Origin of the sequence: Bombilactobacillus mellis, from assembly GCF_000967245.1 — a bacterium.
Taxonomy (GTDB): domain Bacteria; phylum Bacillota; class Bacilli; order Lactobacillales; family Lactobacillaceae; genus Bombilactobacillus; species Bombilactobacillus mellis.
Genome location: NZ_KQ033877.1, coordinates 675098 through 689582 on the forward strand (window position 1 = coordinate 675098; position 14485 = coordinate 689582).

At 39.0% G+C, this 14485-nt stretch carries 13 protein-coding genes; all 13 read left to right on the forward strand.

The features are described 5' to 3' along the window. The first annotated feature begins 64 nt into the window (after positions 1-64). A complete protein-coding gene (locus JG29_RS03345) occupies positions 65-922 on the forward strand; it encodes a bifunctional 5,10-methylenetetrahydrofolate dehydrogenase/5,10-methenyltetrahydrofolate cyclohydrolase (RefSeq protein WP_045922479.1) in 858 nt (285 codons plus the stop codon). Beyond that, positions 912-2255, forward strand: a complete 1344-nt coding sequence (gene xseA, locus JG29_RS03350) for an exodeoxyribonuclease VII large subunit (RefSeq protein ID WP_045922480.1) — start codon at positions 912-914, stop codon at positions 2253-2255. Before JG29_RS03345 ends, xseA begins: the two co-directional genes overlap by 11 nt. Next, positions 2242-2481 (forward strand): exodeoxyribonuclease VII small subunit, encoded by a 240-nt coding sequence (locus JG29_RS03355; protein WP_045922481.1) that lies wholly within the window; start codon positions 2242-2244, stop codon positions 2479-2481. The genes xseA and JG29_RS03355 overlap by 14 nt, the downstream gene beginning before the upstream one ends. Beyond that, positions 2481-3353 (forward strand): polyprenyl synthetase family protein, encoded by an 873-nt coding sequence (locus tag JG29_RS03360; RefSeq protein WP_045922482.1) that lies wholly within the window; start codon positions 2481-2483, stop codon positions 3351-3353. Before JG29_RS03355 ends, JG29_RS03360 begins: the two co-directional genes overlap by 1 nt. Before the next feature lie 11 nt (positions 3354-3364). Next, positions 3365-4186 carry a TlyA family RNA methyltransferase gene (locus JG29_RS03365; RefSeq protein WP_045922483.1) on the forward strand — a complete coding sequence of 274 codons (822 nt, stop codon included), beginning with the start codon at positions 3365-3367 and terminating at the stop codon, positions 4184-4186. A 15-nt stretch (positions 4187-4201) separates the two neighbouring features. Next, complete coding sequence (gene recN / locus JG29_RS03370) at positions 4202-5905, forward strand: DNA repair protein RecN (protein ID WP_045922484.1); 1704 nt, start codon at positions 4202-4204, stop codon at positions 5903-5905. Between the two features lie 83 nt (positions 5906-5988). Continuing rightward, complete coding sequence (gene gmk / locus JG29_RS03375) at positions 5989-6603, forward strand: guanylate kinase (protein WP_156961618.1); 615 nt, start codon at positions 5989-5991, stop codon at positions 6601-6603. Position 6604: 1 nt separating this feature from the next. Then, positions 6605-6904: a DNA-directed RNA polymerase subunit omega gene (gene rpoZ / locus JG29_RS03380; RefSeq protein ID WP_045922486.1), complete on the forward strand. Its 300-nt coding sequence runs from the start codon at positions 6605-6607 to the stop codon at positions 6902-6904. 136 nt (positions 6905-7040) lie between these two features. Then, positions 7041-9422: a primosomal protein N' gene (gene priA, locus JG29_RS03385; RefSeq protein ID WP_045922487.1), complete on the forward strand. Its 2382-nt coding sequence runs from the start codon at positions 7041-7043 to the stop codon at positions 9420-9422. Between the two features lie 5 nt (positions 9423-9427). Beyond that, positions 9428-10375, forward strand: a complete 948-nt coding sequence (fmt, locus tag JG29_RS03390; RefSeq protein ID WP_045922488.1) for a methionyl-tRNA formyltransferase — start codon at positions 9428-9430, stop codon at positions 10373-10375. After that, the gene (gene rsmB, locus JG29_RS03395) at positions 10350-11717 is read left to right on the forward strand and encodes a 16S rRNA (cytosine(967)-C(5))-methyltransferase RsmB (protein WP_232297077.1); all 1368 of its coding nucleotides are present in this window, start codon (positions 10350-10352) and stop codon (positions 11715-11717) included. The genes fmt and rsmB overlap by 26 nt, the downstream gene beginning before the upstream one ends. A 51-nt stretch (positions 11718-11768) precedes the next feature. Next, on the forward strand, positions 11769-12524 hold the full coding sequence (locus JG29_RS03400) for a Stp1/IreP family PP2C-type Ser/Thr phosphatase (protein ID WP_045922490.1): 756 nt from the start codon (positions 11769-11771) through the stop codon (positions 12522-12524). Continuing rightward, positions 12517-14481, forward strand: coding sequence for a Stk1 family PASTA domain-containing Ser/Thr kinase (pknB, locus tag JG29_RS03405; RefSeq protein WP_045922491.1), 1965 nt, complete (start codon positions 12517-12519; stop codon positions 14479-14481). The genes JG29_RS03400 and pknB overlap by 8 nt, the downstream gene beginning before the upstream one ends. Positions 14482-14485: the final 4 nt, after the last annotated feature.

Consider the following 14485-nt stretch of genomic DNA (forward strand, 5'->3'; position numbering starts at 1 on the left):
CAGATTAAGCTCATTATTGGGCGGCAATCATAATTGAAGTAGATAAGTTGGAAATTGAAAAAGAATGACAACAGTTTTATCTGGTAAATTACCAGCCAAGATTTTAAGAACGCAGTTACAAGAAAAGATTAGTTATTTAAAAACACAGCATGTGATTCCGACCCTTGTCACAATAGTAATTGGTGATAATGCAGCCAGTCTTGGTTATATTCGCAGTGAACAACGCCAAGCCCGACAGATTGGTTTAAAACACAAAGTATTACAATTACCGCCGCAAATTAGTGAAAAACAGGCACAGCAGACAATTCTTCAGATAAGTCAGCTGGCTGATGTCGATGCAATTTTGTTAGCGGCACCTTTGCCGCCACATCTGTGTCGGCAAAAAATTATACAGGTAATACCCCAACTCAAAGATATTGAGGGCCTAACTGCTGAAAATGTCGGCCGTTTATGGACGGGCCAGCCAACTAATATTCCTGCTACGGCTTTAGGCATCATGAAGCTACTAGATTTTTATCAAATTTCTGTCAGCGGCCAGCATGTTGTTATTATCGGCCGTAGTGAAATTGTGGGTAAGCCTTTGGCAGCATTATTATTACAACAAAATGCAACAATTACAATTACCCATTCCCAAACACGAAATTTGGCTGCTATCACCAAACAGGCTGATATTTTAATAGTGGCAATTGGTCAGGCTAATTTTATTAATAAAAAATATCTGAAAAAGGGCGTTATTATTATTGATGTGGGTGCCAATTATGATTCTCAAGGACAGATGCAGGGTGATGTGGATGCTCTTAGTGTTCAACAAATGGCTGCAATGCTGAGTCCGGTTCCCGGTGGAGTAGGTCCATTAACAGTTGCCAGTCTCTTTGAGCAGGTAGTTAAGGCTGCAGAAAAGCGGGTAAAAGATGGTAGATAAGCAATATTTAACGGTCAGTGCTTTAACTAAATACTTGAAACGAAAATTTGATGTAGATCCGTATTTAAGGCGGGTTTATTTGACCGGCGAAATTTCTAATTTTAGATTACGCCCCCGTCATCAATATTTTTCACTGAAAGATGAACATGCCAAAATATCTGCAATTATGTTCCAAAGTGCTTTTTCTAAGATTAAATTTCGGCCTGAAGAAGGCATGAAGGTTTTGGTGAGTGGCTATATCTCACTGTATGAAATAACCGGTCAATATCAAATTTATATTGATCATATGGAACCCGATGGAATTGGAGCCTTGTATCAAGCCTATGAACAACTAAAAAACAAGTTGCGCCAAGAGGGGGTTTTTGCTTTACCTAAAAAACCTATTCCCCGTTTTCCCAAAAGGATTGCGGTTATTACCAGTCCCTCCGGTGCTGTAATTCGTGATATTATCACTACTGTTCAACGTCGTTATCCGATTGTTCAATTGGTGTTATTTCCGGCTCAGGTGCAAGGAAAAACTGCCGCTGACAGTCTGGTTAGCTGCTTAAATCAGGTAAATCAAATTGGTGATTTTGATACAGTGATTATTGGTCGGGGTGGCGGTTCGATTGAGGACTTATGGCCTTTTAATGAAGAAAAAGTTGCGCGGGCAATTGTCGATTTAAATATTCCGGTTATCTCTTCGGTAGGACACGAAACAGATACAACGATTGCCGATTTAGTAGCCGATTTAAGGGCACCGACTCCGACAGCAGCGGCAGAATTAGCCACTCCGGTTTTGAAAGAAACTTTGCTGCAGCTAAAACAGTTGCAAACTTCGCTGTATCAAACTGTAAGGAATATTCTGATTAAAAAGCGGCAGTTACTGCAAGTTTACCAAAATAGCCCTATCTTTCAACGGCCACAGAATTTGTACCGTGATTATATTCAAAGAGTAGATCAACTTACTAATTTATTACTAGATCTAACACAACAAAATATTCATAATGCTAACCAAAAGTGGCAGATGTTGTATCAAGCTTTAAAGTTTCAACGACCAGACATTAAACAATTAAATTTGCAACTTAATACTTTAGAGCAAAATTTACAGCAGAGTTATAGTCATAATTTGAAAGAAAAGCGGCAGCAATTAATTCAAGGGGCCACTAATTTAGATAATTTGAGTCCTTTGAAGACTTTACAAAGAGGTTATGCCATTGTTTCTGATCACCAGCGTGTAATTACAACAGTTCAAAAACTGTCAGCCAAACAGCAGGTGCAGGTACGGTTGGCTGATGGTGATTTTCAGGCACAAGTATTACAAATTGAGGCAAAGAATAATGACAGAAAATAAGACTTTTGAAGAAAATTTAGAAGAATTACAACAAATAGTTGATCGTTTGCAGCAAGGTGATGTTCCTTTGGAAGAAGCTATGAATCAGTTTCAAAAAGGTGTTAAATTGAGCCAAAAATTAGAAAAAACTTTGTCGGAAGCGGAAAATAAATTAACCAAAGTAATGACTGCTGATGGCCAAGAACAGGATTTTCACTTAGCAGATAAAGAGAGCTCGCAAGAATAATGAATCAATTTATTGATTTTCAACAGCAATATTTGGATCAATTTAATACTTATTTGCATAATCAGCTGGTGCAACGGATTAAACAGCCTCAAGTACAGGTCGGGATGTTGTATTCTTTAGATGCTGGCGGCAAGCGTATTCGCCCTTTTTTAATGTTGGCGACTTTGCATTCTTTAAAACCATCGGCTTTGATTAGTGATTATTTTCCGATCGCAGGTGCGATTGAACTTATTCATACTTATTCTTTAATTCATGACGATTTGCCCGAAATGGATAATGATGATTATCGACGTGGCCAGTTAACTAACCACAAACGTTTTACACCAGCGCGGGCTGTTTTGGCGGGTGATGCTTTATTGACTGAAGCCTTTATTTGGTTGACAGATAATGTTTTGCCGGCAACTTTACAGTCTTCTTTAGTTAAAACTTTAGCCCAAGCAGCTGGCGGCAACGGTATGGTGGCAGGACAAATGATAGATATTGTCAATACTGGGCGTGATTTATCTTTAGATCAAATAATTGATTTAGATCTGCAGAAAACGGGAGCTTTAATTAGAGCCTCGGTTTTAATGGGCGCCATTTGTGCACAGGTTAACCAGCACCTTCTAACAGCTTTGGATAATTTTGCCCGCAATTTTGGTATTGCTTTTCAAATTTATGATGATTTATTAGATGTTACCAGCACTCAGGAGCAGATGGGGAAAAAAGTTGGTAAAGATCAGGCGGCGGGCAAAAATACTTATGTCCAAGTTTTAGGTGTTCACCAGGCCCAAACTAAATTAAAATTTTTGGTGCAAGAAGCCCAATCTTATTTAGATAGTGTAGATCTAACAAATAGTGTTTTAGCAGATTCATTAAAGTATTTTGACTGAGGAGTCGGGATTTGAAAAAAGAACGTGTAGATGTTTTAGTAGTTGCCCAAAAGCTGGTCAGTTCTCGTGAACAGGCTAAGCGGGCGATTATGGCGGGGGAAGTTTATAATGCCGACAATTTACGCTTAGATAAACCGGGCGAAAAAATTGCCAGTGATAGTCAGTTGCATTTAAAAACCAAAACTCATCAGCATTATGTAGGCCGGGGAGCTTATAAATTGAAAAAAGCCTTAGAGGTCTTTAAGATTAACCTGAAAGGACGTTTGTGTTTAGATATTGGAGCTTCGACAGGGGGTTTTACTGATGTTGCTTTACAAGCAGGTGCCCGAACAGTTTATGCTTTAGATGTGGGATATAATCAATTAGCTTGGAAATTACGTACGGATCCGCGTGTTATTGTAATGGAGCGGGTTAATTTTCGTTATAGCCAGCCGGACGATTTTACTCAAGGATTACCTGAGTTTGCCATGACTGATGTTTCTTTTATTTCCTTAAAGTTGATTTTACCGCCTTTGCAAAAAATTTTGCTTCCGGGTCAAGATGCAGTATGTTTAATCAAACCCCAGTTTGAAGCTGGTCCAGAACATGTCGGCAAGCATGGTGTAGTGCGTGATGTTCAGGTGCATCAGGCTGTATTGCAGGATATTATTCATTTTGCTTTAGCTCATAACTATGATGTTTTAGGATTGGATTTTTCACCGATTACAGGTAGTGAAGGCAATATTGAGTTTTTAATTCATTTACGTTTAAGAGAACAAACTGGTCAAATAATGCCGCAAGTAGATGTCAACAAGGTGTTAGCACAAGCGTATCAAGTTTTGCGGCAAAAATAAGCTCTGAGGTAAACTATGCTGCAAGAATTAATTATCCAAGATTTTGCAATTATTAAAAATATTGATATTCAATTTAGTGAAGGTTTGACCGCTCTAACAGGAGAAACTGGAGCCGGCAAATCTATTATTATGGATGCTTTGGGTTTATTAGTTGGTGGCCGTGGTTTCAGTGAGTATGTGCGTACCGGAGCCCAAAAAGCTGTTATCCAAGGGTTATTTACCGTTACAGCCGAGCAGCAAAAAGTATTAAGTGAATTTTGTCAAAATCATGGTGTAGACTGGGATGATCATACTTTAATAATTCAGCGGGAATTACAGGCAAACGGGCGCAATGTTTGTCGGATAAATACACATTTAGTCCCGGTAACGGTTTTAAAACAAATTGGAAAATATTTAGTGGATTTAAGTGGTCAAAATCAGAGTCAAAGTTTATTAGACGCCAGTACCCACATTGATTTTCTGGATGCTTTTGGTCAAAAACAAATAGCACCGCTGTTAACTGCCTATCAAACTGAGTATCGTCGTTATCAGCAATTAAAACGACAATTGGATAATGTGCAAAATAATCAGCAGCAGCGCGCTCAACAATTGGATATGCTCCAGTTTCAAATTCAGGAAATTCAAACTGCCAATTTGCAGGCTAATGAAGAAGAAAAGTTATTAGAAGAACAAAAACGATTATCTAATTTTGAAAAAATTAATACTAATTTACAGACTGCATATGCTGCTTTAGCTCGGGGAAATACCGGCATTGTGGAACAATTGGGAACTGCTGCTAAAGCCCTGCAGGATATTGATGAATACGAAGTTGAGTATAATCAAATTGCCCAAGAAATGACTAATGCTTATTATGATTTGCAAGATAGTCAAGAACGCATCCGCCAACAATTAGAACTGCAGGATTATAATCCTAAGCGTTTAGATGAGATTGAACAGCGTCTGCAATTAATTCAGGATTTAGAAAAAAAATACGGCAACTCAATAGGTGCAGTTCTGGATTTTGGCCAACAGGCTCAAGAAAAATTACAGCGCTTGCAGACTGAACAGCAGGATCCGCAACAATTGCAAACTGAACTGGATCAACAAACACATATTTTACAGCAAAAAGCGCAGCTTTTACAGCAAAGACGCCAGAAAGCGGCTCAGCAGCTGGTGCAAGAAATTGGACAACAATTAAAATCTATGTATATGCCCAAAACGGTTTTTACAGTACATTTTCAGCATTGTCAATACAATCTCAAAGGCGATCAAACCATTGAATTTTATTTGCAAACTAATCCGGGGGAAAATGCCAAACCATTGGCCAAAATTGCTTCCGGAGGTGAATTAGCCCGCATCATGCTGGCTATTAAGACAGTGTTATCCCGCTATCAGACAGTAGCAACTTTAGTCTTTGATGAGATTGATACCGGTGTTAGCGGTCGTGTAGCGCAAGCTATTGGTGAAAAAATGGCCCAAATTGCCCAGCATGTGCAAGTATTATGTATCACGCATTTACCTCAGGTGGCGGCTATTAGCGACCAGCAATATTTAGTAGAAAAACAAAGTCAAAAGCAAAAAACAAATACTGTAATTACGGCCTTAAGCCCTGAGCAGCGCGTAGAGGTAATTGCTCAAATGTTGGAAGGTGCCAAAGTTACAACTATTACTCGACAACATGCCGCTGAATTATTACAATTAGCGCATCCACACTTGTTGGCTAAAAGTGAGATTTGCTAGAGGTAAACTGATGTTCTAACTTGAAAAAATTAGCTTTTTAGTTCAATATAGTAGTTAATATTTTTGGTAAAAGGTTAGTGATGTTGTTGGCAAGAGGAATGTTAATTGTATTATCCGGGCCTTCTGGTGTAGGTAAAGGAACGGTCAGAGAAGCAATGCTGAAAGAATCGATTAATAAGTTTAAATATTCAGTTTCGATGACTACTCGTCCTATGCGTCCTGGTGAAAAAAACGGTGTTGATTATTTTTTCTGTAGTAAAAACGAATTTGAAGAAAAAATCCGTCAAGGGGAAATGCTGGAATATGCTCGTTATGTTGACAACTACTATGGGACACCTTTACGGTATGTCCAAGATACATTAGCTAGTGGTAATGATGTGTTTTTGGAAATTGAAGTTAAGGGCGCAATGCAAGTTAGAAAGAAAATGCCGGATGGTGTTTTCATTTTTTTAACACCACCCGATTTATCAAGTTTACGCAGTCGCATTACGCATCGCGGCTCAGAAGATTCCACGACGATTGATAAAAGAATGGAAAAAGCTAGACAAGAAATTAAAATGATGTCAAACTATGATTATGCAGTAGTTAATGATGAGGTACCCAAAGCAGTAAAACGGATTGAACAAATTGTCAATAGTGAACATCTGCGGGTATCTCGTGTGATTGATAGTTATCGAAAAATGATAGGAGATAAATAAGATGATTTCATATCCTTCAATTGATAAGTTATTGGAACAAGTTAATTCTCGTTATTCTTTATCTGTTTTAGCTTCAATGAGAGCCCATGAAATTGATGATGGTGACGCTAAAATGTTAAATAAGTATGAGTCACCGCGTTCAGTAGGTCAAGCTTTAGAAGAGATTGCTGATGGTAAAGTCAAAATTAATCCAGAATCTATTTTATCTGAACGAAATGCTGAAAAAGTAGAACGCATTGAAGAAGCGAAGTTAGAACATCAAGAAGATATTGAACATCAAAAAAGTAGAAACGACAATTAAGCTGTTGGTGTTTTAAGTAGTTCTGGAAAGCTGATTTTAGAAGTTGGACTGGGTTAATTAAGTTTATTTATAATGGGGACTGGGATGATTATTTGTCCCAGCTTTTTATTTGAAAAAGTGAGAAGGGTTGGATTATTTGTACGCACAAATTATAGTTGACGTACCCACACAACAAACTAATCATAGTTTTGATTATTTGGTGCCTGCGGCCTTACAAGACACGATTCAAAAAGGGATGCGTGTGGCGGTGCCTTTTGGTCGGAGTCAGCGGCTTGTACAGGGATTTGTGGTTGATTTAAGTGCAAGTACAAAATTTGGCGGATCCATCAAACCGATCGATCATTTGTTAGATTTTGAACCAGTATTAAATGAAGAACTGCTCCAATTATCGCAATGGCTGGCACAACAGACCTTTAGTTTTTGGATTTCCTGTATGCAAACGATGCTGCCCAATATAATGCGGGCCAAATATCAAAAAATGGCGGTGGCTTTAACTGCTTCAATAAAAGCCAATGCTTTTTTTCAAGGACAATCGACCAAAATTTTAGATAATAAACTACCTTTAGCAATACAAAAGCAATTAATTACTTGGAAAAAACACGAAGTTATTGATATTAAATATTTAGTAAAAAATCAGGCGCAACCTTTAAAGCAATGGTTTATTAAGCGCAAGGACTATGACTACTCCAAACTATTAACTCAGTTACGGCCCCAAGCCAAAAAACAACGGCAATTATTACAGCTTTTTATTGATCAGCCGCAGTTGCGAACCATCAGTCTGCAAACCTTATTACAAGAGAAGCATTTTACTGCTGCAACAATTAATGCCGTGGTTAAAAAAGGGTGGTTGGCAAAAGTTAAACAAGTTATTTGGCGAAAGCCTACGACAGTAAATGAAGGTCCTACACACGCTTTACAACTGACTTTGCAACAGCAGGCTGCGTATCGACGAATTATTGCGGCTCACGATCAGGTTATTTTATTGGAGGGAATAACAGGTAGTGGCAAAACTGAAGTTTATTTGCAGTCTATTCAGTATTTTTTAGCCCAAGGTAAAACGGCTTTAATGTTGGTACCGGAAATTGCTTTAACGCCACAAATGGTGGCCCAAGTTCGGGGTCGTTTTGGTCAGCAGGTGGCAGTTTTGCATAGTGGTTTATCTAAAGGTGAACGTTATGATGAATGGCGCCGGATTGAAACTGGTCAAGCTCAAGTTGTGGTCGGAGCACGTTCGGCAGTTTTTGCGCCTTTAAAAAATATCGGAATCATTATTATTGATGAAGAGCATGAAGTAAGTTATAAGCAAGATGAAAATCCCCGTTATCATGCCCGTGATGTGGCCTTATGGCGGGGGCGCTATCATCATTGTCCGGTAGTTTTAGGTAGCGCCACTCCCAGTTTGGAATCGCGGGCGCGCGGACAAAAGCAAGTTTATCAACTAGTTCAATTAACACAAAGAATTAATCAAAAAGCTCTACCTCAAGTAGAAATAGTTGATCTGCGCCAAAACTCTAATTTAACCTCCCAACCGGACTTGTCCCTACCTTTGGTTAAGGCCTTGCAAGAATGCCAACAGCGGCATGAGCAAGCCATTTTACTGCTTAATCGCCGAGGATTTGCTTCCTGTTTACTGTGTCGCGAATGTGGCTATGTGCCGCACTGTCCGAATTGTGATATTACTTTAACTGTCCACTTACAGGAACATTATCTTATGTGTCATTATTGTGGACATAAACAGGCGATTATGAAAACCTGTCCGCGTTGTGGCAGTCATAAATTACGTTTTGGCGGTACTGGGACACAAAAAGTTGAGCAGCAGCTGCATTCAATTTTGCCTCAAGCACGAATAATTCGTATGGATAACGATACAACTAAGCGTAAAAATGGTCATCTTCAGCTTTTAAACCAATTTGAGCATGAAGGGGATATTTTGCTGGGGACACAAATGATTGCTAAAGGACTGGACTTTCCTAACGTAACTTTAGTTGGAGTTATTAATGCGGATACCAGTTTGGTGATTAACGATTTTCGTTCCAGTGAGCGCACCTTTCAGTTGTTAACTCAGGTTAGCGGCCGTGCCGGGCGTGCTCAAAAAACGGGTAAAGTATATATTCAAACTTATAATCCGCAACATTATGCTATCCAATTGGCGGCCCAACAGGACTATGAAAAATTTTATCAACAAGAAATGTTATTTCGACATCAGTCGGGTTATCCACCTTATTTTTATCTGATAAAGATTAGTGTTTCACATCATTCACAAGCTCAGGCTTTTAAATTGGCTTTCCAAATTGCGCAGCAAATTAAACCGGTTTTAAACCCCCCGGAGCAGTTATTAGGACCAACTGAGCCAACTATTGCCCGGATTAAAAATCGTTATTCTTATCAAATAGTAATTAAATACCGCATTAACCCTAACTTATTAAAAACTTTACATCAGATTGTTAATAATGTACAAGTCGATAAAAAAAGAGGCTTTCTTGTAGCAATTGATAATGAGCCTCAACAAATGGAGTGATATTGATGACTAAAGTTATTTTTATGGGAACACCGCAATTTTCCGTGCCGATTTTAGCAGGATTAGTTCAAGCCGGTTATGAAATTGCGGCAGTAGTGACCCAACCGGACCGCGTTGTTGGTCGTAAGCAGAAATTACTGTATTCTCCGGTTAAAGAATATGCTTTGCAGCAAAATTTAACTATTTATCAACCGGAAAAATTAACTCACAGTTCTGAGTTGAAAACTTTAATTGAATTAAAGGCAGATTTACTGATTACGGCGGCCTTTGGACAGTTTTTACCAACAAAATTGTTACAGTCTGCCCAAATTGCCGCCCTAAATGTTCACGGGTCTTTATTGCCGCGAAATCGCGGAGGAGCACCTATTCAACGAGCAATTATGAATGGAGATTCAATTACAGGAATTACTATTATGTATATGGTAGCGCAAATGGATGCCGGTGATATTATTAGTCAACAATCAGTTCCGATCGCGGATACCGATACTGCAGGGAGTCTGTTTGATAAATTAAGTTATGTGGGTCGAGATCTGCTTTTGCAAACTTTGCCGCAAGTCATAGCCGGAACTAATCAGCGGCAAGTTCAGGATGAAAGTTTAGTGACGATTACACCTAATATTGCTCCTGAAGAAGAACAAATTAATATTAGTCAGCCGGCGCTAAAGATTAATCGCCAAGTACGAGGTTTAAATCCTGATCCCGGTGCTTATTTATGGTTAAATGGCGTTAGGACTAAAGTATTTCAAACCACAGTTACTGATGAAACTACCGATTTAAATCCGGGACAAATAGTCCATAAGTCTAAAAAACAATTGGCAATTGCGGCTGGTGAACATTCAGTTCTTTATTTAGAACAAATTCAGCCAGCCGGAAAATCTTTGATGTCCATAGCAGCCTTTTTAAATGGTAAAGGAAAGGATTTTTATATTGGCCAACAAATCATTCAAAAATAATCCACGTTATGAGGCCATGCAGATTTTGAACCAGGTTCTAAACGGAGGAGGATATTCCAATATTTTAATTAACCAATGTCTTTCTCAGCGGCAATTGACAACTGCTGATCAGCATTTATTGGTTAATTTAGTTTACGGAGTATTACAACATAAGTTAACTTTGGATTATTTTTTGGAAAAATATCTGCAACGCCAGAAGCATTTACAATCCTGGGTGCAAAATTTATTACGGTTGTCGGTTTATCAAATGTATTACTTGGATCGAATTCCTGACCGGGCAATTTTTTTTGAAGCCACGCAAATTGCTAAAGCCATAGGTGGTCAAAAAGTTGCCGGTTTAATTACGGCAGTTTTACGTAATTTGCAGCGTGACGGCTGGCGTTCGTTGACCGAATTATCACCACTGGAACATTTAAGTATTACGGCGAGTGTCCCGACCTGGATTATTCAAAGTTTAAAACAGCAGGTAGGTTGGCAGAAAACAGAAAAAATCCTGACTAGTTTAAATCAGCCGCCTCAAATATCAGTACGGGTTAATACGAATAAAATAACACCCAAGCAATTGCAAACCGAACTTGAACATGACGGATTTCAAGTGCATCCAAGCCAAGTTAGTCCCGGGGGATTGATTATTGATAAGGGATCAATTATTGATAGTCAGTGGTTTCAAGCTGGTTATTGTACTATGCAAGATGAAAGCTCTATGTTAGTGGCTCCGGCTTTACAAGTGCAAAAGGGAATGAATATTTTAGATGCTTGTGCCGCTCCTGGTGGGAAAACCACTCATATTGCGACTTATCTTAATAATTCTCAGGGGCAAATCACAGCTTTAGATTTGCATGCACCAAAATTACATTTAATTGAGCAAAATGCACAACGGCTGGGAGTTCAGCAATATATTACTACTAAGGCTCTAGATGCTCGCCAAGCTGGGCAGGAGTTTTCTCCTCAATCTTTCCAGCGCATTTTGGTAGATGCTCCTTGTTCTGGTTTAGGCTTACTGCGGCGAAAACCCGAAATTCGTTATGCTAAAAAAGCCACCGATTTACAACAACTAGCCCAAATACAGTTGGCCATTTTAGAAGCGGTTGCTCCTTTAGTAGCGGTTCAAGGTATATTATTATATAGTACTTGTACTATTTTAGCTCCAGAAAATCAGCAAGTAGTAGCCAAGTTTTTAAAAAAAAATCCGGAATTTTCTATTATTCCGGCGGTCACAGATTGGCCACTCACTCAAGTACATCGAGGACAATTTATTCAGATTTATCCGGATGATTATCAAACTGATGGTTTTTTTATTGCCGCTTTACAAAAACAGTCAAGTACTCAAGTTCATCAATAAATTAGACTGCAGAGTTGAAACTTAGAACAGTTTGGGGAATGGAGTAAAACGATGGATATTGCTTTTAAAACAGATATTGGACAACAACGGAAAACTAACCAGGATTATGTGCAGTTTTATCGCAATCGCAGTGGAATAGTTTTTGCCGTAGTGGCTGACGGAATGGGCGGACATCGTGGCGGTGGTGTTGCCTCTGATATGGTTGTCAATCATTTTGGGCAGGCCTTTCAAAAAAATAATTCGCAAGATATTCAAGAGGTTTCGCATTGGGCCAATGAAATCCTCACTCTGGAAAATCAACGCGTAGTGGAACTTTCCCAACAGAAAACGGAACTGACAGGTATGGGTACTACCATTGTTGGTGCTTTTGTTTTTCCTGAAAAAGTACTGGTTTTTAATGTCGGTGATAGCCGCTGTTATCTTTTTAGTCAGCATAAATTACGGCAATTAAGTTTTGATCATTCTTTAGTCAATGAACTTTTAATTTCGGGAGCAATTACGGAACAAGAGGCTAAAAATCATCCTAATAAAAATATCATCACGCAAAGTTTAGGTGTCTCACCAAATGTTAGTCCTACTTTTGGAACTTTTTCTTTGCAAGCGAATGATCAACTGCTTTTATGTAGTGATGGTTTAACCAATATGGTCGATAATGATCAATTAGCAGCTGTTTTGCAACAAACTTCTACGGCACAGAAAAAATGTGATCTGTTGATTAAAATGGCTAATGAAGCTGGCGGTACCGATAATATTACTGCCTTAATTATTGATATCCAAGACAATAGTGAGGTGGCCGCCGATGATTAATAAAGGCGATCTGATCGCTAAGCGTTATTTGATTTTAGACACACTGGGCGAAGGCGGCATGTCTAATGTTTATCTGGCCGAAGATACTTATCTGCACCGCAAAGTGGCTTTAAAGAGTTTACGTGCGGATTTACAAAATGATCAGCAAATCAGATTACGTTTTCAACGTGAATCACGGGCAATGAGTAAATTATCCAGTCCCTATATTGTGAATATTTTGGATGTAGGTGATGAAGAGCTTCCTTTTATCGTTATGGAATATGTTCCCGGATGCAGCCTTAAAAAGTATATTAAACAGAACTATCCTTTGCCTTACCAGCAAGTAGTAGATTTGATGGAAGAGATTTTAAAGGGTGTGGCAGTTGCGCATACTCATGGGATTATTCATCGGGATTTAAAACCACAAAATGTGATGATTACTCCGGATCATCATGCTAAGGTAGCTGATTTTGGCATTGCTTTATCCCAAGGTGAACAATCTATTACCCAAACAAACTCTACGATGGGCTCAGTTCACTATATGGCTCCGGAGCGGGTACGCGGACAACAAGCGAGCATTCAGTCCGATATTTATGCTTTGGGAATTATTCTTTATGAAATGTTAACCAATAAGTTGCCCTTTGATGGCGACACTTCTTTAGCGATTGCTTTAAAACATTTTAACGAAGCAACCCCCAGTTTAAGGCGGGAGCATCCCGATATTCCTCAAGCCTTAGAAAATGTTGTCTTTAAAGCAACTGCTAAAGATTCAAAACAGCGTTATACTAGTGCTTTAGCCATGGCTGCTGATCTGAAAACTACGCTTTCACCTCAGCGGGCGCATGAACCGGTTTTTGTTGCCTTAGCTGCAGATACTAAGCCAATTGGTAACGATGAAGAAAAGACTAAGGTTATGGCGCAGGTGGCCGATGACAACAAAAACAAAGCTCAAAATAAGCCTGGAAAAAAACCTTGGTATCAAAAAAAATGGTTGTGGTTGATAAGTCTTTTGGGAGTAGTTTTAGCAATTATTGGCTTGATTTGGTTAAATGATCGTAAAGAAGTCTCAGTGCCAGACGTGGCTAATTTAAGCCCGGCCCAAGCACGGGCAGTTTTAGGTAACTCGCAGTTGAAAGCTCAAATTTCCGGCAATGAATATAGTAATCGTGTGGCGAAGAATAATATTATTCGATCACTGCCGCCTAAAGGCACACACTTAAAATCAGGTTCTGCAGTTAAATTGATCCGGAGTTTGGGACCAAAAAAATATTCTGTTCCCAATGTAGTAGGCGATAACTATTATGAAGCCCGGCAAAAGTTAATGCGGGCGGGTTTTAAAGTAAAACGTTCTAATCGTTATTCTGCAGAAGTTGCAGCTGGGACGATTATTAAGCAATCACCTCAAGCTAAAAAGAAAGTAGTTTTCCGAAAAAAAACGGTACGCTTAACGGTTTCTCTCGGACAAAAGAATTATAGTTTTCCTTTAAAAGATTTAACGGGTTATAATTTAAGAGGAGCTCAAGATTATGCTAACGAGGAGGGGTTGCAATTAGTTATCAAAAACATTGCTTCTAATAGTGTGGATAAGGGAATAGTGATTTCCCAAGCGCCGGCGGCTGGCACTCAAGTACTGCGAGGGTCTACTTTGACTGTGAATATTTCCAGTGGAAAATTAAACACTAATGAAACTAGTTCCAATACTAATGAATTTAATAATGATTTGACGGGCAATCCGGTTCAAACGGTTACGCGGGTGCTTACGATTCCTTTTAACGACCAAGATAATCACACTAGCAATCAGGTGCAAATTTATATTAAAGATGCAGCTCACAATTTAAATGAAGTCTATCGTACAATGAATATTGACAGTTCTACGCAAGTGACTGTTCCCTTTCAGTTAAACAAGGGGCAAATGGGGCAATATCGAATTGTTAATGACGGCAAAGTTGTCGAGACCGGAAATGTAACAGCAGGTTAAACGT

Bases quoted from the DNA above. Each gene is read 5' to 3' on its own strand.
- JG29_RS03400 (WP_045922490.1), top strand. From the start codon at position 11,769: ATGGATATTGCTTTTAAAACAGATATTGGACAACAACGGAAAACTAAC.
- rpoZ (WP_045922486.1), top strand. From the start codon at position 6,605: ATGATTTCATATCCTTCAATTGATAAGTTATTGGAACAAGTTAATTCT.
- fmt (WP_045922488.1), top strand. From the start codon at position 9,428: ATGACTAAAGTTATTTTTATGGGAACACCGCAATTTTCCGTGCCGATT.
- xseA (WP_045922480.1), top strand. From the start codon at position 912: ATGGTAGATAAGCAATATTTAACGGTCAGTGCTTTAACTAAATACTTG.
- pknB (WP_045922491.1), top strand. From the start codon at position 12,517: ATGATTAATAAAGGCGATCTGATCGCTAAGCGTTATTTGATTTTAGAC.
- JG29_RS03345 (WP_045922479.1), top strand. From the start codon at position 65: ATGACAACAGTTTTATCTGGTAAATTACCAGCCAAGATTTTAAGAACG.
- recN (WP_045922484.1), top strand. From the start codon at position 4,202: ATGCTGCAAGAATTAATTATCCAAGATTTTGCAATTATTAAAAATATT.
- JG29_RS03355 (WP_045922481.1), top strand. From the start codon at position 2,242: ATGACAGAAAATAAGACTTTTGAAGAAAATTTAGAAGAATTACAACAA.
- JG29_RS03360 (WP_045922482.1), top strand. From the start codon at position 2,481: ATGAATCAATTTATTGATTTTCAACAGCAATATTTGGATCAATTTAAT.